The sequence below is a fragment of the uncultured Intestinibacter sp. genome (assembly GCF_902468165.1).
Classification (GTDB): Bacteria; Bacillota; Clostridia; order Peptostreptococcales; family Peptostreptococcaceae; genus Intestinibacter.
Window position 1 is genome coordinate 1 of record NZ_CABQXJ010000016.1, and the last position, 23,785, is coordinate 23,785.

Sequence of the window (23,785 nt, forward strand, 5' to 3'; positions counted from 1 at the left end):
GATATTAAAAAAGAAAAGTAAAATATATAAAAATATTAAAAAATGAAATAAAATTTCTATTATAAAAACTAAAAATTAAAAAATAAAGAAAATTTGAAAAAAAGACTTTTAAATTGCAGGTTTTGTTGAAAATTTATTAACATATTGCTATAATTTAGTAAAAATACAATTAGATAGGGTGGGTATATATATGGATAATATAGACAAAGTAAGAGCAAAAATAAGTATGTATGATGATGAAATTATAAAAATTTTGTCAAAAAGAATGGATTGTATAGATGAAATAATGGAATACAAAAAAGAAAAAGGTATGCCTATACTACAACCAGAATATGAAGGTAAAAAAGAAATAGCACTATGTAAAAAATTAAAAGATAATAAATATCAAGATGAAATTATGAACATATTTAGATATGTTGTAAAGAATGCAAAAAAATATCAAGCTAAAAATTTATTTCCATATAATATAATGTTGATTGGATTTATGGGATCTGGGAAATCTACTATAGCAAAATATTTAAGCCATATACTTGAAATGCAGGACTTAGAAACTGATGAGTTTATAGTTAAAAGAGAAGATATGACTATAAATGAAATATTCCAAAGAAAAGGAGAAGAGTATTTTAGAAGATGTGAAAATAATGCATTGAGAGAATTAGAAACTAGACAGGGAATTATAATTTCTTGTGGAGGTGGAATGCCTATGAAAGATGAAAATGTCGAATTAATGAAAAAAAACGGAAAAATAGTACTACTTACAGCATCACCAGAGACTATATATGAAAGAGTAAAATATAGTAATGAAAGACCCCTATTAAATGGGAATATGAATGTTGAATATATAAAAGATTTAATGGAAAAACGCAAAGATAGATATGAATCTATAGCAGATATAGTAGTAGATACAAATAATAAGCCTATACATGTTATAGCAGAAGAAGTAGTAAGCAAATTGACGACTTTATAAAAAGAAAAAATAAATAATTAATACAAAAAATCCTTCCTTTTATATATATAATTTGGGAAGGATTTTATTTATTGTAAATTTTAAGGAAATATGTGTTTTGAAAGAATTTTGACTAAAGATTTTATTGTAAACGTTGAATAAATATTATATAGAAAGTCAAAATTATAATATAGAAACAAAATATAATAAACTAAAGACAGTTAAAACCTTGTTTACTCGAGATAATTTATGATATTATAGTATATGAGATTGTTAATTTATATAAAAACTTGACAATCTGAATAACATATATATAATAAAACTGATAAAACATTAGAAATTTATTTAGATGGAGGAATAACAATGGTAACAGCAGGAGATTTTAGAAAAGGTGTAACTTTCGAAAAGGATGGTCAACCATGTTTAGTAGTTGATTTCCAACACGTTAAACCAGGTAAAGGTGCAGCTTTCGTAAGAACTAAATACAAAAACTTAAAAACAGGAGCTATAAGAGAAGAAGCTTTCAACCCAAGTGATAAATTCCCAAAAGCAATAATAGAAACAAAACAAATGCAATATTTATACAATGATGGTGAATTATACTACTTCATGGACGAAGAAACTTTCGACCAAATACCACTAAACTATGAGCAAGTTGAAGATGCTATAAAATTCTTAAAAGAAAATGAAGCAGCTACAATAAGATTCTACCAAGGACAACCATTCCAAGTAGAAGCACCAAACTTTGCAGAATTAGAAGTAACTGAAACTGAACCAGGTATAAAAGGTGATACAGCAAGTAACGTTACTAAATCAGCTACAGTAGAAACTGGAGCAGTAGTTCAAGTACCTTTATTCATAAATGAAGGAGATAAAATAAAAATAGATACTAGAACTGGAGAATATTTATCAAGAGTTTAATATTTTAGCATAAAAAAAGCTTATATATCCAATATTAATGGTATATGAGCTTTTTTATAACACATACTAAAGATAAATAATGCTTAATAAATAAGAAAAATACAATTTACTTACTTTAATAAGCACAAAATAAAATTTTTTAAAGGAATTAAATTGTATTCCTTAGAAATTATAATACATACGATTTTTGGTAACGTGTTAAAAATCTATCTTAATGAAAATCTACTTTAAAAAATTTTAATAATGATTTTCTACAAGATATAAAAAATGCAAAAGGAGAGGTTTATCATGAAAAAACTAGGTGAAGAAGTTGCATATTTAAAAGGTTTAGCTGAAGGATTAGATATCGATGATAAGAGTAAAGAAGGCAAAATGATTAGCAAAATAGTAGAGATATTAGGAAGTTTTGCCGATACTGTAGAAGAATTAGAATATTCAGTAGTAGACTTAGAAGATCAAGTAGAAGAATTACAATACGAAGTAGAAGAATTACAACAAGACGTAGAAGATTTAGAAGAGTGGCTTTATGACGAAGATGAAGACTACGATGATGAAGACGACTACGATGAATACGATGACGAAGAAGAAGAGGACGACGAAGAATTAAGTTTCATAGAAATGGAGTGTCCAAATTGTTCTGAAATCGTAGAAATTGATGAAGAATTATTATTTGACGACTCAGTAGATGTTGTTTGCCCAAGTTGTCACGCAGTTATATTATCATCTGAAGATGATGAGTGTGGTGATTGTGATGATGAAGGTGGATGCTGTGGTTGTGGTGTAGAAATACACGAAGAAGATAATGAATAACAGTTGTAATTTTTAACAATGAATGTTTGGTTTAAAAAGCGCCTATGAAGTTTAAATCTTCATAGGTTTTTTAAAGTAAATATGTTTTAATTATATTGAGATTGATCTAACAAAACAATTAATTTGGAGGATGTTTAATGAAAATTAATAAAAGGATATTAAATAACATATCGTTATTTGAAGAAAATATAAATTATGAATTTACAAATAAAGAATATATATTAGAAGCTTTAACACATAGTTCTTATTCAAATGAAAATAAAAACTATGCTTTTAATGAAAGATTAGAGTTTTTAGGAGACTCTGTCTTAAGTATAGTAATAAGTGATTACTTATTCAAAAAAGAAACAAAACTTCCAGAAGGGGAGCTTACAAAAATAAGAGCCAATATAGTTTGTGAAGAATCTTTAAGTGAAGTATCTAAAGATATACACCTAGGTAAATATATGCTTTTAGGTAAAGGAGAAGAAGCTACAGGTGGTAGAGAGAGAATATCTATACTTGCAGATGCTCTAGAGGCAGTTATAGCAGCTATTTATTTAGATGGTGGATTAGATAAAGCTAGAGAATTCATATTAACTTATATGGATAAAATAATAAATGACTCTATAAAAGGAAAAATATTTAGAGATTATAAAACTTGCCTTCAAGAAGTACTTCAAAGCAACGGCGAAAATAATATCTGGTATAAATTAATCGAAGAAAAAGGACCAGATCACAACAAACGATTTGTTATGGAAGTCGGCATAAATGATACAGTATTAGGCGTAGGAGAAGGTAAAAGTAAAAAAGACGCAGAGCAAGTTGCTGCAAAATGCGCACTAGACAAAAAAATGTAAGGTGGTCTATTTAAATGAAAAAAAGAATAATACCTATATTTGTTCCACACAGAGGATGCCCTCATGATTGTATATTTTGCAATCAAAAGAAAATAACAGGAGTAAGTACTGAAGTTACAGCACAAGATGCTAGAAATATAATAGAAGAATGTCTAGAAACTATAGATAAAGATACAAATGTAGAGATAGCATTTTTCGGAGGAAGCTTTACTGCAATCGAAGAAGAATGTCAAAATGAATTATTATCAGTTGCAAAAGAATATGTAGATAAGGGGTTAGTCCACGAAATAAGAATGTCTACAAGACCTGACTGTATAAGTGACCCTATATTAGAAAGACTTAAAAAATATGATGCAAGCATTATAGAGCTAGGTGTTCAATCTATGGACGCTAAAGTACTTATAGACAGTGTAAGGGGACATGATATAGAATCAGTAATAAAAAGTGCAAAATTAATTAAAAAACACGATATAAAATTAGGTCTACAGATGATGGTAGGACTTCCTTCTGACACAGAAGAAAAATGTATAGAAACTGCGAGAAAGTTTATATCATTACAACCTGATTGTGTAAGAATATACCCTACATTAGTAGTTAAAGATACGGGGCTTGAAACTCTTTTAGAAAGAGGAGAATACACTCCATTTTCTTTAGAAGAATGTGTAAATATAGTTAAAAAATTATTAGTTTTATTTTATATTAACGATATAAACGTAATAAGAGTTGGTCTTCAAGCTACTGACGATATACAACTTGGAAAAGGTGTTGTCGCAGGGCCATACCATCCTGCATTTAGAGAGTTAGCAGAAGCTGAGATGATAAAAGACTACTTAGACTATATCGTAAAAGAAAATAATATAGAAAAAGAGCTTATAGTAAATACAAATAACAAAAATATTTCTAAAATAGTAGGAAATAAAAAATCAAATAAAATATATATGAAAGAAAAACACAATATAAACCTTAAAACAATGCCTACAGATTTACAAATAGATGAGTTAGTAATATCATCATCAAAAGGCAGCTTTAGTGTAAATATGAATGAAGTTTATGCTAAATTATTAGAGATATATAACCTTTAGTTTTGAAGGGAGATGAAACAGTGCATTTAAAGAGATTAGAATTAAAGGGATTTAAATCCTTTCCAACAAAGACAGAGATAAATTTTAACGAAGGAATAACAGCGATTGTAGGACCAAATGGTAGTGGAAAAAGTAATATATCTGATGCAGTTAGATGGGTTTTAGGAGAGCAAAGTATAAAAAGTCTTAGAGGAGATAAGCTAGAAGACGTTATATTTGCTGGTACAGTAGATAAAAAACCTATGAATTACTGTGAAGTAGCTTTAACTATAGATAATAGCGATCAAAAGTTAAATATCGACTTTAGTGAAGTTACTATAAAGAGAAGGGCCTATAGAAATGGAGAGAGTGGATTCTTTTTAAATGACAAAGCTTGTAGATTAAAAGATATAAAGGAATTACTACTAGATACAGGAATAGGTAAAGATGGATACTCTATTATAGAGCAGGGGAAAGTAGATGAAATATTAAGCAATAACCCAGCTAATAGAAGAAAAGTCTTTGATGAAGCATGCGGTATATCAAAATACAGATATAAAAAAATTGAAGCTGAAAAAAATCTAAAAAATACTAAAGAAAATTTAGAGAGAATAGAAGATATATATATAGAAATTGAAAATAGGATAAAACCTCTTTTCACTCAACAAAAAAAGGCTCTTAAATATTTAGAACTTAGAGAAAGTCTAAAAAAACTAGAAGTAAATAACTATATAAGAGAAATTAAAAAAATAGATTTAGAGTTATCAGAAATAACAAAGCAAAAGACAATACTTGCAAAAGAGTTAAATGAAAAAGAAGAATTAAGAGAAAAAATGGACAAAAATGTAGAACTAGCTAATGAGGAGATAGAAAAACTAGAACAAAATATATCAAAACTTGGCGAATACATAGACTCTATAAAAGATGTAATAAATCAAAATGATTCTCACATCTCTCTTATAAATGAAAGAATAATTAACTCAAAAGTTAATATAGAAAATAATAATAAGACTTTAGAAGAATTTGAACTTAAGTTAAAACAAGACAATGAAAAATTAGCTTCATTACAAAGTAAAAGACAAGTAGATAAAGAAGCTATATCTATATTAGAAAAAGATATTTACGATATAGAACAAAAGACTAGTCAAAAAGAAGCTAAATTAAATGACTTAACTAAAAATTTAGAGAACTTAAAAGATAATATAATAACTTATTTAAATGAAAAAAGAGATTTAAGTAATAGTTTATCTATGTTAGGTGCAAATATTGAAAATATAAATTCTAGAAATGAAGCAATAGAAAATAATATTTTAGATATAAATACTTCATTAGAAGAAAAGAAATCTATTTATATAGAAAAAGAAGAAAAAATAAGTGAGATTAGAAAAGATCTAAAAGATAAAACTATATCTTTAAATAATTTAAAAAATAATTTAGAAAATTATAGACTTAAAAATAAAGATATAGATTTAAAAATACAAAACAACAACTATTCTCACAAAGAATACTCTTCTAAACTACAAATATACATAGACATGGAAAAACACAATGAAGGCTTCAATAGAGGTGTTAAAGAAGTATTAAAAAATAAAAACTTATCCGGTATATGTGGAGCATTAGGACAAGTTATAACTACTGAAGAAGCTTATGAAAAGGCAATAGAAGCTGCCCTAGGAGCTTATATGCAAAATATTATAACTACAGATCAATATGCAGCGAAAAATGCAATAAATTATCTGAAGAAAAATAATATGGGTAGAGTAACTTTTCTTCCTATGAATGTTATAAAATCTAAGAGAATAGATGAAAAAACTATAAATGCAAAGACAAAATATATAAAAGTAGCAAGTGATTTAGTTTCTTTTGATGAAAAATATAGAGATATAATTGAAAGTATATTAGGTAGAACTATAGTAATTGATAATATGGATGAAGGTATAAAGTTTGCAAATGAAACTAACCATAGATTTAAAGTAGTCACTTTAGATGGAGATATATTAAATCCAGGTGGGTCTTTAACAGGAGGAAGTTTAAAAACTACTACAAACATATTATCTAGAAAAAGACTTATAAATGACTTTGAGGAAAAGATACAAAGTATAAAAATAGAAAATGAAAAACATCTAGAAAATAAACAAAGAGTTATTGAATCTATTTCAAATACTAAAAAAGAAATAGAAAAATATGAAATTGATATAAATAATTTAGAAAAAGAAATCGTAAGACAAAATACTAAATTAAAATCAATGGAATATGAAATAGACTCATTAAATCAAAATATTGAAAAGCTTCAAAAAGAAAAAAATGGTCTAAAATCAAATTTAGACTATACATCTAATAAAATAGAAAATATAGAACAAAATATAAAACAAATAGAATTAAAAGAAATTGAAAATAAAAAGCAAATTGAAGAACTTAGCAAAATGCAAGAGTCTCAAAATGAAGATTTCGATAAAGATAAAAAGCAAATTGAAAGTTTAAAATTAGATTTTGTTCAAAAAAGCGAAATATTTAAATCTACAGATGCTGAGATAAATAGAATTAAAGAAGAGGTAGATGATACTAATAAGAAAATTATCGAAAATAAAAATTCTATAGAAAATCTACAAAAAGATATAGAAAGTCTAGGCAATGAAGCTCAAATCCAAAAAAGAGAGAGCGAAAATTTAAATAAAGAACTTTTAAAGAAAAATAAAGAGATGGATAATGCTCAACAAGCTAAAAATAAATTTAAAGAAAATATAAATGATTTAAATAAAAAATTAAAGGCTTTTGAAAGAGAGAGCATGGAGCTTAGACAAAGTGAATTTAAAATAGAATCAAAAATGGAGAGATTATCGGCAAATAAAGAAAGTTATACAACTAGATTATTTGAAGATTATGACTTAAGCTATGTAAAAGCTTTAGAATTTAGAGATGATTCTATTGAAATAAATAAAAAAATACTTGAATCTATAAAAAGAGAAATTGCAAGTCTTGGAAATATAAATATAGATTCTATAAATGAATACAAAGAAACTAAAGAGAGATATGATTTCTATAGCGAGCAAAAAACAGATTTAGAAGAATCTATAAATGCAATAGAAAAAATCATAGAGGAGCTTGAAGTGAATATGAAAGTTCAATTTAAAGAACAATTTACTCAAGTAAACGAAAACTTCAAATACGTATATAAAAGACTATTTGGAGGTGGAGAAGGAGAGCTTACAATATTAGACGAAGATAATATACTTGAAAGTGATATTCAAATAACTGCTAAGCCACCAGGTAAAAAGATGAAAAATCTAAACTTACTATCAGGTGGAGAAAAGGCATTAACAGCTATAAGTATCTTATTTGCAATAATATTAGCTAAACCTACGCCGTTTTGTATCTTAGATGAAATTGAGGCGCCACTAGATGATGCCAATATATTTAGATTTGGAGAGTATTTAAAAGAATTATCAGAAGATACTCAGTTTATAGCAGTAACACATAGAAGAGGTACAATGGAAGCAGCCGATTATATTTATGGTGTTACAATGGAGCAAAAAGCTATATCAAAAGTAATTAGCTTAGACCTTCATGAAGCACATAAAATGACAGATATAGTATAAAATGGAGGAAATAGTATGTTTAAAAAACTTTTTGGTTTTGGGAAAAAGAAAAAAGAAGAAATACAAGAAGAATCAGTAGAAGAAATACAAGTTGAAGAAGATGATAATTCTGAATTAGAAGAAGCTCAAAATGACTCTGATGATTTAAAAGAAGAAATTGAAGAACAAGCAGAAGATATTGAAGTTCAAAGTGCAGATGAAGACGAAATATCTACAGAATATGAAAAACAAGAAGAAATAATTAATGAAAAATCACAAGATGAAGAAAAAGCTGTAGATGTTGTCGCAGAAGAAAAAGAATTAGAAACTTCAGATGAAGAAATTGAAGAAATAAAAGAAGAATTAGCTCAAGAAATAGAAGAATCTGAAGAAGTAGAAGAAGCTGAAGAAGCTCAACAATCTCAAGAAATAGAAGAAGATATAGAACAAGAAGATGAGTTTGTAGAGGAAATTGAAGAAACAGAAACAATAGAAGAAAAGCCTAAAAAAGTAAGTCTGTTTGACAGATTAAAACAAGGTTTAACAAAAGCTAAACAAGGTATAACAGATAGAGTAGATGAAGTATTAAAAGCATACACAAAAGTAGATGAAGAACTTTTAGAAGACTTAGAAGAAGTTTTAATAACTGCTGATGTTGGCGTTAATACTACTATGGATATAATCAAAAAATTAGAAGATGCTATAAGACGTAAGAAGATAACAGATCCACAAGACGTAAGAGAAGAATTAAAATTAATAATAGAAGATATTTTATCTAAAGATGATACTAAGTTAGATGCATCACACAGTCCAACTATAATATTAATGGTAGGGGTAAATGGTGTAGGAAAAACTACAACAATAGGTAAATTAGCTCATAGATATAAGTCAGAAGGTAAAAAAGTATTACTTGCTGCAGGAGATACATTCAGAGCAGCTGCTATAGACCAATTAGAAGTATGGGCAAATAGATGTAATGTAGATATAATAAAACATCAAGAAGGTGCAGACCCAGGAGCTGTAATATTTGATGCTATAAAAGCATCTAAATCAAGAGGGGTAGACGTATTAATCTGTGATACAGCAGGACGTCTTCACAATAAATCAAACTTAATGAATGAATTAGGTAAAGTATTTAAAATAGTAGATAGAGAATATCCAGAAGCTAAAAAAGAAGTTTTACTAGTAGTTGATGCGACTACTGGACAAAATGCAGTATCACAAGCTAAAAGCTTTAAAGAAGTATGTGATATAACAGGATTAGTTCTGACGAAACTAGACGGAACAGCAAAAGGTGGAGTTGTTTTAGCTGTTAAATCAGAAGTAGATGTACCTGTTAAATTGATAGGTGTAGGGGAACAAATGGAAGATTTACAAGATTTTGACTCTAAATCGTTTGTAGATGCTCTATTCGGTTAAACTTAGCATAAAATAAATGTTGACAAGAGTATTTATTTGATATAAAATACAATGTGTAAAGTAAAGAACCTTTACAGTAAGGTCTTGGAAGTGATTGTTATGAACATAGAAAAAATGGTTGAGATTGGATTGTTGTTTGAGCAATACAAAGAGCTATTGACTGACAAACAACGAGAAATGGTATCTCTTTACTATGAAGAAGATTATTCATTAGGAGAGATAAGTGAAAACTTAGGTGTATCACGACAAGGAGTTTACGACACATTGAAGCGTTCAGAGAAAATACTTAGAGAATACGAAAGTAAACTACATTTAGTAGCTAAGTTAAAAGACCAAGAAAAATTCCTTAAATCTATTAGGGAGAAAATTATTGACATAAAAGAAGATTTATTGCACAATAGAGATTGTGCTGATTTAATCCCTAAGCTAGAAAATATAGAAGAAATATGTAGGGAGTTGTTAAAATGATATTTGAAGGTTTATCTGATAAATTGCAAGGTGCCTTTAGTAAGTTAAAATCAAAAGGAAAACTTACTGAAAAAGATGTAAAGGCTGCTATGAGAGAAGTAAAACTTGCATTACTTGAAGCCGATGTAAACTTTAAAGTCGTAAAAGATTTTGTAAAAAAAGTGCAAGAAAGATGTGTTGGACAAGAAGTTATGGAAAGTTTAACTCCAGCACAACATGTTATAAAGATAGTAAATGAAGAACTTACTGCTTTAATGGGAGATGTTCAAAGTAAAATAACAATATCTTCAAAACCACCAACAATAATCATGATGGTAGGTTTACAAGGGGCAGGTAAGACGACAACATCAGGAAAGCTTGGCGGATATTTCAAGAAACAAGGAAAGAAACCATTACTTGTAGCTTGTGACGTTTATAGACCAGCAGCGATAAAACAATTAGAAGTTGTAGGTTCAAGCTTAGGCATAGAAGTATTTAACATGGGCGATAAAGAAAACCCAGTTAATATAGCAAAAGCAGGACTTAGTCATGCTATGAAAAACAACAACGATTTAGTTATAATAGATACAGCAGGTAGACTTCATATAGATGAAGAATTAATGGATGAATTAAAATCTATTAAATCAGAAGTCAAACCACATGAAATACTTTTAGTAGTCGACTCAATGACAGGTCAAGATGCAGTTAACGTAGCTGAAAGTTTTGACAATGCTTTAGGTATAGATGGAGTTGTACTTACTAAACTAGATGGTGACACTAGAGGTGGGGCAGCACTTTCGATAAGAGCTGTAACACAAAAACCTATAAAATTCATAGGTATGGGTGAAAAATTATATGATTTAGAACCTTTCCATCCAGACAGAATGGCTTCTAGAATTTTAGGAATGGGTGATGTCTTAAGTTTAATTGAAAAAGCTCAAGAAACTATGGACATGGAAAAAGCAAAAGCACTAGGTGCTAAGCTTAAAAAACAAGAATTTGATTTTGAAGATTTCTTAGATCAAATGGAACAAATCCAAAAGATGGGTTCTATGGACAAGATTCTTGGAATGATTCCAGGAATGGGAGATATAAAAAATCAATTAGGCGACGTAGATATGAATGGCAAAGAAATGAACAGAGTAAAAGCCATAATACAATCTATGACGATTGAAGAAAGAAGAAATCCACAAATACTTAATGCATCTAGAAAAAGAAGAATAGCAAAAGGTAGTGGGACAAGTGTACAAGAAGTAAATAAACTAATAAAACAATTAAATGAAATGAAAAAAATGATGAAGATGTTTACTTCTAATAGTAAAGGTATGAAGAAAAGAGGCGGTTTTCCCGGACTTCCTTTCTTTAAATAAATAAATTAAAAACTAAAATAGAAAAAAATTTCGGAGGTGGCCAAATGGCAGTTAAAATAAGATTAAAAAGAATGGGTTCAAATAAAAAACCTTTCTACAGAATAGTGGTAGCAGATTCAAGAGCTCCAAGAGATGGTAGATTCATAGAAGAAATAGGATACTACAATCCAGTTTCTGAACCAAAACAAATAAAAATAAACGATGAAAAAGCTAAAAAATGGTTAGGTGTTGGTGCACAACCTACTGAAACTGTTAAAAAATTATTACAAAGCCAAGAAATAATAGCAAAATAAGAAACGTAACTTATTTTATTGAAACATTTTAGGAGATGGAAAATATGAAAGAGCTAGTTATCGATATAGTTAAGGCTCTAGTTGATAATCCTGATGAGGTGACAGTTGAGGAAACAAGAAAAAAAGGTGAAATAATCCTTAAACTTTCAGTTTCTCAAGAAGATATGGGCAAGGTTATAGGAAAACAAGGGAGAATAGCTAAAGCTATTAGAACTGTATTAAAATCTGCTGGAAATAAAGAGCACCTTAAGGTTTCTCTTGAGATAGTATAAAAAGGATTAGGTATATGCCTAATCCTTTTTGTATATACTAAAAATGTAAAAAGAGGTGACAAAATGACTGAAAAATTAACTGTCTTTAGAATAGGACAAATAGTAAATACACAAGGTTTAAAGGGTGAAGTTCGTGTTTACCCATATACTGACGATATAAACCGTTTTGATGAATTAGAGTATTTTTATATAGATAAAAATTTAAATAATAAATACGAAGTTGAAAGAGTTAGATACAAAGGTAACATGGTCATAATGAAAATAAAAGATATCGACTCTATAGAATTAGCGGAAAAATTAAAAACTAAAAATATGTATATCGGAAGAGAACAAGGTAGAGAATTAGAAGAGGGTGAATTTTTCGTATCTGATTTAATTGGATTAGATGTTTTCACTGTGGACGGAGAAAAAGTAGGTGTTCTTAAAGATGTATTGCAACATGCTATAAATGATGTATATGTAGTTTCATCTGGAGAAAAAGAATACTTAATACCATCAATTGAAAAATTCGTACCAACTATTGATTTAGATCAAAATAAAATGATAATAGATCCTATAAAAGGAATGCTTGATTAGGTGGCAAGATGAGATTTCATATAATGACACTTTTTCCAGAGATATTTAATTCATACTTTGGAGAAAGTATAATGAAAAGAGCTATAGAAAAGGGAATTATTGAAGTGTTTGTATACAATATAAGAGATTTCTCTACTAACAAACATAAAAAAGTAGATGATTATCCTTTTGGAGGTGGGGCAGGTATGCTTATGACTCCTCAACCTATTTATGATACATATAAGCACATAGTAGATACTCATAATATAGAAAATCCAAGAGTTATATACTTAACTCCTAAAGGAAAAACATTGAGACAAGGTATTGTAAAAGGATTCTCAAAAGAAGAAGACATTATACTGCTTTGTGGACATTATGAAGGTATAGACCAAAGAATAATAGATTTAATAGTTACAGACGAAATATCAATAGGAGATTATGTACTTACTGGAGGAGAATTGCCAGCTCTTATACTTGTAGATGCTATAGCTAGGCTTATTCCAGGAGTATTAAATCAAAATGAGTCATTTGAAGATGAATCATTCGAAAATGACCTGCTTGAATATCCACACTATACTAGACCGAGAGAATTTATGGGACTAAGTGTACCAGATGTATTATTATCTGGAAACCATCAAAAAATAGAGGCGTGGAGAAAAGAACAATCTATTGAAATTACCAAAAAAAGAAGAAAAGATTTATATAAAAAGTATTGTAAGAAATAATTTTTTATAGTATAATATGAAAAGTCGAGACTACGGGCATTCCTCTGTTACACTGGTCAGTAATTAAGAATGTCTATGAATACTAGGAGGAAAAAAATGAACGAATTAATAAAATCATTAGAACAAGAACAATTAAAAAACGAAGTTCCTAACTTTGGACCTGGGGACACTGTAAAAGTACACGTTAGAATAGTAGAAGGAAAAAGAGAAAGAGTACAAGTATTTGAAGGTGTTGTAATAAAAAGACAAGGTGGAGGAAACAGAGAAACTTTCACTGTTAGAAAAATATCTTTCAACGTAGGTGTAGAAAGAACATTCCCAGTTCATTCACCAAAAATAGAAAAAATAGAAGTTACTAGAAAAGGTAAAGTAAGAAGAGCTAAAATCAATTACTTAAGAACTAGAACTGGTAAAGCTGCTAAAGTTAAAGAAGCTAGAACTAAAAGATAATAAATCTTTATTAAAATAAAAGGAAATCTCGAAAGAGCTTTCCTTTTTGTCTTATATGGAGAAATAAACTAATAAATACATAAATTATTAGAGATAATATAAATAAAAATATACATCTTTAAAAATGTTAAAATAAAGAGAGTTTTATAAAATATAACTAATAAAAAGGAAGTGAGAACATGACAAGAGATTACGAAGAATATTTAAAAGATGATAATCTACATATAAACTGGTATCCAGGACATATGAAAAAAACTAAAGAAATGGTACAAAATAACTTAAAGCTTGTAGACGTTGTTATAGAGCTTTTAGATGCTAGAATACCACTTAGTAGTAAAAACCCTGAGATAGATAAATTAGCACAAAATAAACCTAGAGTAGTAGTTTTAAATAAAAGTGATTTATCTGACAAAGCTAAATTAAATAAATGGATAAGCTACTATCAAAGTAAAGGTATAAAAGCTATACCAGTAGACACTCTAAAAGGTAACGGAGTAAATAAAATTGTAGAAGAATGTAAAAATGCTACAAAAGAAAAAATGGATGCATTAAAAGAAAAGGGAAGAAAAGAAAGAGCGATAAGAGTTATGATCGTTGGTGTTCCAAATGTAGGGAAATCTTCTCTTATAAATAAATTAACAGGAAGAAAAAGTACTCAAACAGGAGATAGACCAGGTGTAACAAAAGGTAAACAATGGGTTAGACTTAAAGGAAACTTAGAGTTATTAGATACACCAGGTATATTATGGCCTAAATTTGAAGATCAAAAAATAGCTTTAAATTTAGCATTTACAAGAGCTATAAAAGACGAAATACTAGATATAGATACTTTAGGACTAAAATTCATAGAAAAAATGTCTGAGATAGAGCCAGAGAAGTTAAAAGCTAGATATAAATTAGATTCTCTAGGTGAAGAACCACTAGAAACTATGGAGATGATAGGAAGAAAAAGAGGATTCATCTTAGGAAGAAATGAATTAGACTATACAAGAATAGCAAAAACAGTTCTAAATGAGTTTAGAGAAGGTAAATTAGGTCAAATAACTCTAGAAGTGCCTGAAGATATAGAAGAAGCATAAATTAATTGATTAAATATATAAAGCTGGTCTTGAATACTTAAACTTAAATATTCAAGACCAGCTTTTTTATATATTATAGAAAAGAAAAAGTAATAATACTATGCTTTAAAAAAGTAATTCTTATGATATTTTAAAGCTGTATTATGATAATTATATGTATTTAGATGTATAAAAATAAAATAAAAATTACTCTGAATTGTCTGTATAATTTAAATTTTAAATATATTTAAATTATATTGACTATTAAAGCTAATGTATGTATAATAGAGTAATCAGTAAGACAACAATATTAGGAGGAATAATTATGAATACAAAAAATAAAGACATAATTGTAACTGGTTTTGCCCTGTTCGCTATGTTCTTCGGAGCAGGAAACTTAATATTCCCGCCTTACTTAGGGGTTATAACAGGAGATAAATTCTTAATAGGATTTTTAGGGTTTATACTAGCTGACGTAGGTTTATCACTACTTGCTATATTAGCATCAGCTAAATCTGATGGAGATACGGGAAGAGTATTTGGTAGAGCGGGTAAATTATTTGCGATAATTTTAGGTTCTGCTATAATGATATGCTTAGGGCCACTTCTTGCAATACCAAGAACAGCTGCTACAACTTTTGAAATGGGGATAATACCACTTATACCGGGATTCAATGCAGTATTATTTTCGACAATATTCTTTGCTATAACATTGGCTTTAACAATAAAGCCATCTAAAGTGGTAGATATAATTGGTTCGTATTTAACACCAGCATTATTAGTTTGCTTATTAGCTTTAATAGTAATTGGTATAATAAATCCAATAGGAAATTTAAATGATGCTGCCATAGAAAATGTATTTAGTGAAGGAATATTACAAGGATACCAAACGTTAGATGCATTAGGAGCGATATGTTTATCGGCTGTATTAATAAAAAGTTTAGTACAAAAAGGATATAAAAAAGAAAAAGATAGAGTTAATATTTTATTAAAAGCAGGATTTATAGCTGCGTTAGGTCTAGCGCTTGTATACGGAGGTCTTACTTATCTTGGAGCGACAGTATCAACTCAATATGGAGTAGATGTATCGCAATCAGCATTAATAGTTGCTATAACAGTTGCTTTACTTGGTACTCCAGGAAAAGTAGTTTTATCTTTAATAGTAACGCTAGCATGTTTAACTACAGCTATTGGTTTAACATCTGCTACAGCAGAGTATTTTTCAGGCTTAACTAAAAATAAATTAAAATATGAACATATAGTAATAACTGTATGCTTATTAAGTTTAGTAATATCAACTTTAGGAGTTGGAACTATAATAAAAATATCTGCTCCAATACTTAGTTTAATATATCCAGCAACAATAGTATTAATAGTAGTAACTATATTTAATAAATACTTTAAAAATGATAATGTAGTTAAAGGTGCTACTTACGTTGCGCTATTAATGGGTATACTTATGGCAGGTAATGATTTAGGTATGAACTTTGACTTTATAAATTTATTACCTTTTGCAAACTTAGGTTTCTGTTGGGTAGTGCCAGCAATAATAGGTGGACTTATAGGATTCTTTATAAAATCATCTAAAAAAGTTCAAGATAAAGATTCAGAAGAAATTGCAGTTTAATATATAAAAATATATAAACTATTTATATAAATCGCCGAGGAATTTAATGTATATTGAGTTCCTTGGCGATTTTTTGTATTATACTAAGTATAATAAAATAATAATTAATTAAAAATTACATAATAACTATAAAAATATTAATATATAAAAAAAGAGGTGTATTATGAAAAATAAAAGTGTAAAAGAAATAAAAGAGATAGTAGATAATTTAAATGAAGATCAATATGTAGAATATATACAATTATTGAATCAAGATGATAGAAAATCAGTTCAGAATATAGCTAAGAGCTTAGGTAAAAAATTAGAAAAAATAAAAAAAGAAGAAGAGAGACTTGAGTTTATAAATACATTTGAAAATGAAGGATATGCAAATGGATATTTATATATAGGAGGAGTTGATGAAGCTGGAAGAGGGCCTTTAGCAGGACCAGTAGTAGCCAGTGTAGTAGTATTTGAAAAAGGAACAAAAATTCCGTACATAAATGACTCTAAAAAGCTTTCTGAAGCAAAAAGGGATGAATTATTCGACATAATAAAAGAACAGGCATTAGATTATGGAATAGGCATTGTAGAAAATGATGAAATAGATGAATATAATATCTTAAATGCTACATATATGGCTATGAATAAAGCGATAAATGCCTTAAGTAAAAAGCCAGATTATTTACTTTTAGATGCAGTTACAATACCTGATTTAGATATAAAACAATTTCCGATAATAAAAGGGGATTCTAAATCAATATCTATAGCAGGCGCTAGTATACTTGCCAAAGTTACAAGAGATAGACTTATGTATAAATATGATGAAATATATCCACAATACGGATTTAAACATCATAAAGGATATGGAACAAAAGAGCATTATGAGGCTATTGAAAAATATGGTATAACTCCTATTCATAGAAAGAGTTTCTTAAAGAATGTGTTATAATTACTATGAGAATTAGAAGATAAATTAACTAAAAATTTAAAAATACTATTTGGGAGGATTAAATATGGATTACAAAAGTGTCTTAAAGAGTGCAAGAGAAAACTTAAATGGAAGTTGTAAAGTATGTAAAGTATGTAATGGTATAGCATGTTCAGGTGAGGTCCCAGGAATGGGTGGAAAAGGAACAGGTGTAGCATTTACTGAAAATATAAAAAGTCTAGAAAAAGTCAAAATAAATATGAGGGTTTTACACAATGTTAAAAATCCAGATACATCAGTAGAAATGTTTGGCAAAAAAATGAAAGCTCCTATATTTGCAGCTCCAGTATCAGGAACTACTTTAAATATGGGTGGAAAATATACTGAAAAAGAATATATATCATGGGTAATAGAAGGATGTTTAAAAGCTGGAATATATCCAATGGTAGGAGATACTGCAATAGAAACTTTCTTGACTGATAATTTAGAAGTATTAAAAGAAAAAAATGCAGATGGTATAGCATTTATAAAACCATGGGAAAATGATGCTATAATTTCAAAAATGAAATTAGCAGAAGATGCAGGTGTATTTGCGCTTGGTGTAGATGTAGATGCATGTGGATTAGTTACTTTATCGCTTCACGGTAAAAATGTAGAACCAAAAACTTTAGATAAAATAAAAGAATTAAAAAAAGCTACAAAACTACCTTTTATACTAAAAGGACTTATGACAGTAGATGAAGCTATATTAGCGGCAGAAGCTGGTGTAGATGCAATAGTTGTATCTAATCATGGTGGTAGAGTACTAGACTGTACTCCAGGAGCAGCTGATGTACTTCCTGCTATAGCAAAAGCTGTAAAAGGGAAAACTATAATACTTGCTGACGGTGGAGTTAGAACAGGTGTTGATGTATTAAAATTAATAGCTTTAGGAGCAGATGGTGTATTAATCGGTAGACCATTTGTAACAGCATCTTTTGGTGGCGGTACTGAAGGTGTAGAGATTTATGTAAATAAAATAATATCTGAGCTTGAGGCGACTATGAGACTTACTGGATGTGCTACTATAGCTGATATAGATGAAAGAGTAATATTTAGTAAATAAAAATTAAAAAATATCAATATATGTAAAAAGAGGCGTTATTTAGCCTCTTTTTTAAATAATATTAAAAATAAAACAATATCAATTTAAGTAATATGATAATATAAATAATATATAGGGATTAATCTATATTTTGGCAATTCTATAAAAAGCGGGTGAAAAGGGTGAGAATGGAGAGAATATTAGACTTAGAGCTTTTGAAAATAAAAGATAGTATTGAAGATTATACTTATTTTGGAGGAAATCAAGAGTGGTTTGAAACAAAATGGAGAAGAATGTCAGGATGTGGTCCTACAACTGCTTCAACGATTATTATGTATGAGGATATAAAAAATAATATAGACAAATTTCAACATTATAGTAAATCAGAATTTTTAGTATTAATGAATGATGTTTGGGAGTTTATAACACCTCAGATTGGAAGAGGAGTAAATACAATTGAATTATTTTTAGAAGGATTTGAAAAATATATAAACTCGAGACAACATAAAAATATAAAATCCAATTTTTTAAAAATACCGAAAAAAGTTGAGGAAAGACCTTCAAATAAAGAAGTATTTAAATTTTTAGATGAAGCATTAGAAAAAGGCCATCCAATCGCATTTTTAAATTTAGACAATGGCAAAGAAAAAAACTTAGATGCATGGCATTGGGTTACGGTAGTAGGTGTTTTATATTGCAACTTGGATGATAAATTAGAAATTACAATTTGTGATGAAGGAATATTAAAAAAAATAAATCTAAGTTTATGGATTGAAACTACTAAAAATGAAGGTGGATTTGTTTATTTTGAATAAATTTATTATTTAAAACTTATTATCATAAGCAATAGATAAAGTCGGTGGATAAATAAATGAAGTGAATTTTGTAGAAATTAAAAAAGCTAAGTAGAATATGAATCTACCTAGCTTTTATTTAGTTTATTTAATTTTCAAATGGACTCTTTACAATGCTTATTTTATCATCTGTTTTTATAAGTTCAGATGTATTTTTATAAGATTGTTTTAGATAACTTTGATCTATATATGTTGTTTTTTCTAATATATTATCGGCAACAGGTATTATTTCATAAACGCTTTTGCCACTAGATTCGTATTTATTTACCCAAGTTGGTATACAAGTAACTTTTTTAACTTTAGCTTCATTATTACCTTGTTTTTCGATATTTATATCTACCATAAGACCATCTTCTGTATACATGCTTATATATTCTCTTCTTTGGTTAGATATATAATTTCCTAAAGAATAAATAACAAGTGTTTCATTTTTACCATCAGTTGATTTTATTGTCTCTACAGGTTCTACAACATGAGGATGAGATCCTATTATAATATCGACTCCAGCATCACATAACTTTTGAGCTAATTTCTTTTGAAAATTATTAGGTGTTCTGCTATATTCATCTCCCCAGTGAATTATAACTATTTGCATATCTGTATCATCTTGATATTTTTTAACAGTAGAATAAATTGTATCAAATGCCTTATTTACATCAGAAGTATCAAATACATTCATTAAATCAGTTTTATCACTAGAAACTTTTATACCATTTAAATATTTTGTTCCATTTTTAATTTCTCCATAAGTATAAGATGTAATGCCAAGTTTTATATTGTTTACATTTTCTATTATGTAATCATCATCTGATGTTTTTTGACGAGTACCTACAGTATCAAATCCTTTTGATTTTAATGTAGATAAAGTACGTTCAACACCTAAGCTAGACATATCAAAACTATGATTATTGATAGTTGATAATAAGTCAAATCCAGTATCTTTTAATGCATCTGCAAGTGAATCTGGCGTATTAAATGTTGGATAAGAACTGTAATTATATACATCATTACCAGCAAGTGTAGTTTCTAAGTTAGCTATTGCTAAATCTGCTTTTTGGACATATTCTTTTACGTATTTATAATTATTTTCAAAAGAATATTGTTTTGTGCTCGGATTATATTGTGCATCAAGTTGAGGTGAATGAGCCATTACATCACCACATGCAATTAGAGATGCGCTGTAAGTTTCATTATTTTGTGATTAAGTTAATTCAGTAGTTTTATTTACTTTAGCAACATTATCCCCTTTATTAAATGATTTAACTCCAGCAACAATAGCAACTAAAAATACTACTAAAGCTGCTAATACAATTGTTAGATTTTTACGATTAATTTTTGATTTTTTTTTCTTTTTATTTCTGTTACTTCCCATTTTTACCCTCCAATAGAAATGTTTATAATATTTATCGTATAATTATTTGTAAAATTTTTCAATTAAAACTTGTAAAAGTGTATATATTGTAACCTTTATGACTAAAATACAAAAAAGATTTTGGGTGGTATATATGGAAATTTATAAAATGATTAAAAATTTAGATAATGTTAAAAAAGGTAAAATAGGGGAAAATATAGCAAAAAAATATTTAATATCACTAGGAATGACTATAATCTGTAGCAATTATAGAACTAAATTTGGTGAAATTGATATTATCGCAAAATTAGAAAACAAAATAATATTTGTGGAAGTAAAGTCTAGAATGTCTAAAGATTATGGACTTGCATGTGAAGCAGTTGATTATAAAAAGGCATCAAAAATAACTTCTGTTGCAAAATATTATATTTCCACAAATAATTTAAAAAACTATGAAATAAGATTTGATGTGATTGAGATTTATTTTATTGAAGAAAAAATAAATCATATAGAAAATGCATTTTAAGAAAGGATAGTTATGTTAAGTATAGTGAATTCATGTAATCTAATTGGAATAGATGGCTTTATTGTAAATGTAGAAGTCGACATTACTAGAGGGATGCCTTGTTTTAATATAGTAGGCTTAGCTAGTATTGAAATAAAAGAAGCAAAAGAACGAGTAAAATCAGCAATTATAAATAGCGACTTTGAATTTCCAACAAAGAGAATAGTGGTGAATTTATCACCAGCAGATATAAAAAAAGAAGGGTCTTTATTAGATTTACCTATATCTATTGGACTTCTTATAAATTATATAAAAAGAGAAAAATCATATTTTGACGAGACAATATTTGTAGGTGAATTATCTTTAGATGGAACATTAAAAAAAGTCAGAGGTATTTTGCCTATAGTTTTGAGTGCAAAACAAAATGGATATAAAAGAATATTTATTCCATATGATAATTTAAAAGAAAGTTCATATGTAGATGGTATAGAGATAATACCAATAAAAAATCTGAAAGAATGTATATCATATATAAATAGTAGAGAAAAATTTGATTTAACTTCTATATTAAAAATTTATGATATCGATACAGAAAATGAAGGCTATGAAGAAGATTTTTCTGATGTAAGAGGTAATTATTTTGTAAAAAGGGGGCTTGAAATTGCAGCAGCGGGAAATCATAATGTTATCTTAATGGGACCACCAGGGTGTGGCAAAACAATGATGGCGAGAAGAATAAGAACTATAATGCCGGATTTAGATAAAGATGAAATGATGGAAATAAGCAAAATATACAGTATAGCGGGACTTATAAATAACGATATAGGAATTATAAATAAAAGACCATTTAGAGCTCCACATCACAGTGCAACAAATATTTCGCTGCTTGGAGGAGGGGCAAAAGCTACCCCAGGGGAAATAGTATTAGCTCATAGGGGTGTATTGTTTTTAGATGAATTAGCTGAATTTAATAGAAAAACTTTAGACATGCTAAGGCAACCGATAGAAGACGGAACAATAAGTATATCTAGATTAAAGTTTCACATTAAATATCCATGCAATACCTTGATTGTAGCAGCTATGAATCCTTGTCCATGTGGGTATTTTATGTCTAACACAGAATGTAAATGTAGTGCTAGTGAAATAATGAGATATAAAAATAAAATATCAGGACCACTATTAGATAGATTTGATATATTTTTAGATGTAGATCGAATTGAAATAGGAGAATTTAATGAAAATAATCTAAATGAGACATCTGAAACAATAAAAAATAGAGTACAAAAAGCTAAAGATATACAAATAGAGCGTTTTAAAAATAGCAATATAAAAAACAATGATGAAATAAGCTCATATCAAATTAACAACTACTGCAAGTTAAATAAAGAAGGTAAAAATACAGCAAATAAAATATTTAATAAATATAAATTGAGCAATAGGAGTTATACAAAATTACTTAAAACTGCTAGAACAATAGCAGACTTAGAAGTATGTGAAGAAATACAAAAAAATCATATATTAGAAGCTTTTTCATATAGAAAAGGATATTATAAATATTTTAAATGAGGTGATAATATGGAAGAGAGGGAAATGTATTTATTCTTAAGTTCGATATATAGAATTACCCAAGAAGACATAATTTCTTTAAAAAATGAATTTGAAAAATTAATAAATTTAATGTATTTAGAAAAAGATAAGATTTTGAAAAATAAAAAAATAAATTTAAAATTATCACGAAATATAGTAAAATATAGAAGTCCTGAAAGAATAGAAAAAATAAAAGCGGTTTTACAACAACAGCAAATACATTACATATGTATTGAAGATGATGATTATCCAGAGAGATTAAAACATATTTCTAAGCCACCGCCTATATTATTTTATAAAGGGGATATTTCTTTTTTACAAGGGGGAAACGTTATATCAGTTATTGGATCTAGGACTCCGACTAAATACGGTCTTAAATATGTAAGAAAATTTACAAAAGAATTATCTGATTGTGGTATGCATGTTGTAAGTGGACTTGCTATAGGGATAGACTGTGAATCTCATCTTGCATGTATGGAAGGTAAATATGGAAAAACAGCTGCGATATTGGGAAGTCCTCTTGATAATATAAGGCCTGCCGTAAATTTAAAAACAGCAAATAAGATTTTAGAAAATGGTGGAGCAATAATATCAGAGTTTTTTTTAGGCACAGATGTAACTCCATTAAATTTTATTATGAGAAATAGAATTATAAGCGGTATAAGTGAAGCTACTTTTATAATAGAAGCTGCTGAAAAGAGTGGCGCTTTATCAACTGCTAGATACTCAAATAATGAAGGAAGGGAAGTATTTGTAATACCTGGAAGAATAGATGACCCTAAAAGTAGAGGTTGTTTAGATTTACTTTTTGAAGGTGCATTAATAGTAAGAGAGTTAAAGGATATAACACAACATCGCGTATATTATGACCATATGAAAAAATTTTGTACTTTAAATAATTGCAAAGATAGTATAGAATATGATATTAAGAGTTTAAATTATGAAAAACAGGAAATTTTAAACTCAATACGACAAAATGGTAATATAAAAATAGATGATATTTGTGATTATACTGGAATTGATATAAAAACAATAAACTCAAATATAAATGAACTATTAATAGATGACTATATTATTGAAATGGAAAATAAGACTTATGGATTTAATGTTTAACATAAAAAGTGGG

At 28.1% G+C, this 23,785-nt stretch carries 24 protein-coding genes; 22 read left to right on the top strand and 2 right to left on the bottom strand.

The window, feature by feature from the left end; genetic code table 11:
• Positions 1-190: 190 nt before the first annotated feature.
• From RDX53_RS04560 to RDX53_RS04650, 19 genes are all read left to right on the top strand, one after another.
• Positions 191-967 carry a shikimate kinase gene (locus RDX53_RS04560; RefSeq protein WP_195929038.1) on the top strand — a complete coding sequence of 259 codons (777 nt, stop codon included), beginning with the start codon at positions 191-193 and terminating at the stop codon, positions 965-967.
• 342 nt (positions 968-1,309) lie between these two features.
• Positions 1,310-1,867 (top strand): elongation factor P, encoded by a 558-nt coding sequence (gene efp / locus RDX53_RS04565; protein WP_195929040.1) that lies wholly within the window; start codon positions 1,310-1,312, stop codon positions 1,865-1,867.
• A 288-nt stretch (positions 1,868-2,155) separates the two neighbouring features.
• Positions 2,156-2,677: a CD1247 N-terminal domain-containing protein gene (locus RDX53_RS04570; protein WP_195929042.1), complete on the top strand. Its 522-nt coding sequence runs from the start codon at positions 2,156-2,158 to the stop codon at positions 2,675-2,677.
• Positions 2,678-2,814: 137 nt separating this feature from the next.
• Positions 2,815-3,516 (top strand): ribonuclease III, encoded by a 702-nt coding sequence (gene rnc, locus RDX53_RS04575; RefSeq protein ID WP_195929043.1) that lies wholly within the window; start codon positions 2,815-2,817, stop codon positions 3,514-3,516.
• A 14-nt stretch (positions 3,517-3,530) separates the two neighbouring features.
• On the top strand, positions 3,531-4,598 hold the full coding sequence (locus RDX53_RS04580) for an elongator complex protein 3 (RefSeq protein WP_195929045.1): 1,068 nt from the start codon (positions 3,531-3,533) through the stop codon (positions 4,596-4,598).
• Positions 4,599-4,618: 20 nt separating this feature from the next.
• Entirely contained in the window at positions 4,619-8,173 is a 3,555-nt protein-coding gene (smc, locus tag RDX53_RS04585; protein ID WP_295572588.1) for a chromosome segregation protein SMC, read from the top strand.
• A 15-nt stretch (positions 8,174-8,188) separates the two neighbouring features.
• Positions 8,189-9,571: a signal recognition particle-docking protein FtsY gene (gene ftsY, locus RDX53_RS04590; RefSeq protein ID WP_195929049.1), complete on the top strand. Its 1,383-nt coding sequence runs from the start codon at positions 8,189-8,191 to the stop codon at positions 9,569-9,571.
• A 99-nt stretch (positions 9,572-9,670) separates the two neighbouring features.
• Positions 9,671-10,039 (top strand): YlxM family DNA-binding protein, encoded by a 369-nt coding sequence (ylxM, locus tag RDX53_RS04595; protein WP_195929050.1) that lies wholly within the window; start codon positions 9,671-9,673, stop codon positions 10,037-10,039.
• Positions 10,036-11,388, top strand: coding sequence for a signal recognition particle protein (ffh, locus tag RDX53_RS04600; protein WP_195929052.1), 1,353 nt, complete (start codon positions 10,036-10,038; stop codon positions 11,386-11,388). Before ylxM ends, ffh begins: the two co-directional genes overlap by 4 nt.
• A 44-nt stretch (positions 11,389-11,432) precedes the next feature.
• On the top strand, positions 11,433-11,681 hold the full coding sequence (rpsP, locus tag RDX53_RS04605; RefSeq protein ID WP_195929054.1) for a 30S ribosomal protein S16: 249 nt from the start codon (positions 11,433-11,435) through the stop codon (positions 11,679-11,681).
• Positions 11,682-11,725: 44 nt separating this feature from the next.
• Positions 11,726-11,953 carry a KH domain-containing protein gene (locus tag RDX53_RS04610; RefSeq protein ID WP_195929056.1) on the top strand — a complete coding sequence of 76 codons (228 nt, stop codon included), beginning with the start codon at positions 11,726-11,728 and terminating at the stop codon, positions 11,951-11,953.
• 63 nt (positions 11,954-12,016) lie between these two features.
• Positions 12,017-12,529, top strand: coding sequence for a ribosome maturation factor RimM (gene rimM, locus RDX53_RS04615; protein ID WP_195929058.1), 513 nt, complete (start codon positions 12,017-12,019; stop codon positions 12,527-12,529).
• Positions 12,530-12,537: 8 nt separating this feature from the next.
• The gene (gene trmD, locus RDX53_RS04620; RefSeq protein WP_195929060.1) at positions 12,538-13,233 is read left to right on the top strand and encodes a tRNA (guanosine(37)-N1)-methyltransferase TrmD; all 696 of its coding nucleotides are present in this window, start codon (positions 12,538-12,540) and stop codon (positions 13,231-13,233) included.
• A gap of 96 nt (positions 13,234-13,329) precedes the next feature.
• Complete coding sequence (gene rplS, locus RDX53_RS04625; RefSeq protein WP_195929062.1) at positions 13,330-13,683, top strand: 50S ribosomal protein L19; 354 nt, start codon at positions 13,330-13,332, stop codon at positions 13,681-13,683.
• 179 nt (positions 13,684-13,862) lie between these two features.
• Complete coding sequence (ylqF, locus tag RDX53_RS04630) at positions 13,863-14,762, top strand: ribosome biogenesis GTPase YlqF (protein ID WP_195929064.1); 900 nt, start codon at positions 13,863-13,865, stop codon at positions 14,760-14,762.
• Between the two features lie 304 nt (positions 14,763-15,066).
• Complete coding sequence (brnQ, locus tag RDX53_RS04635) at positions 15,067-16,368, top strand: branched-chain amino acid transport system II carrier protein (RefSeq protein WP_195929066.1); 1,302 nt, start codon at positions 15,067-15,069, stop codon at positions 16,366-16,368.
• 163 nt (positions 16,369-16,531) lie between these two features.
• On the top strand, positions 16,532-17,299 hold the full coding sequence (locus RDX53_RS04640; protein WP_195929068.1) for a ribonuclease HII: 768 nt from the start codon (positions 16,532-16,534) through the stop codon (positions 17,297-17,299).
• A 64-nt stretch (positions 17,300-17,363) separates the two neighbouring features.
• A complete protein-coding gene (locus RDX53_RS04645) occupies positions 17,364-18,383 on the top strand; it encodes an alpha-hydroxy-acid oxidizing protein (RefSeq protein WP_195929070.1) in 1,020 nt (339 codons plus the stop codon).
• Positions 18,384-18,550: 167 nt separating this feature from the next.
• Positions 18,551-19,177 carry a hypothetical protein gene (locus RDX53_RS04650; RefSeq protein WP_195929072.1) on the top strand — a complete coding sequence of 209 codons (627 nt, stop codon included), beginning with the start codon at positions 18,551-18,553 and terminating at the stop codon, positions 19,175-19,177.
• Positions 19,178-19,304: 127 nt separating this feature from the next.
• Here RDX53_RS04650 and RDX53_RS04655 read toward each other — a convergent pair whose 3' ends face one another.
• Both RDX53_RS04655 and RDX53_RS04660 read right to left on the bottom strand, forming a co-directional pair.
• Positions 19,305-20,384, bottom strand: a complete 1,080-nt coding sequence (locus tag RDX53_RS04655) for a CapA family protein (RefSeq protein ID WP_307993770.1) — start codon at positions 20,382-20,384, stop codon at positions 19,305-19,307.
• A 33-nt stretch (positions 20,385-20,417) separates the two neighbouring features.
• Positions 20,418-20,588: a hypothetical protein gene (locus RDX53_RS04660; protein ID WP_243269525.1), complete on the bottom strand. Its 171-nt coding sequence runs from the start codon at positions 20,586-20,588 to the stop codon at positions 20,418-20,420.
• A 133-nt stretch (positions 20,589-20,721) separates the two neighbouring features.
• Between RDX53_RS04660 and RDX53_RS04665 the strand changes: the two genes are divergently transcribed.
• Genes RDX53_RS04665 through dprA form a run of 3 tightly spaced genes read left to right on the top strand, consistent with a single transcriptional unit; the run spans position 20,722 to position 23,772 of the window.
• Positions 20,722-21,093 (top strand): YraN family protein, encoded by a 372-nt coding sequence (locus tag RDX53_RS04665; RefSeq protein ID WP_195929074.1) that lies wholly within the window; start codon positions 20,722-20,724, stop codon positions 21,091-21,093.
• Positions 21,094-21,105: 12 nt separating this feature from the next.
• Positions 21,106-22,638 (top strand): YifB family Mg chelatase-like AAA ATPase, encoded by a 1,533-nt coding sequence (locus RDX53_RS04670; protein ID WP_295572607.1) that lies wholly within the window; start codon positions 21,106-21,108, stop codon positions 22,636-22,638.
• Positions 22,639-22,647: 9 nt separating this feature from the next.
• A complete protein-coding gene (gene dprA / locus RDX53_RS04675; RefSeq protein ID WP_195929078.1) occupies positions 22,648-23,772 on the top strand; it encodes a DNA-processing protein DprA in 1,125 nt (374 codons plus the stop codon).
• The last annotated feature ends 13 nt before the right edge of the window (positions 23,773-23,785 follow it).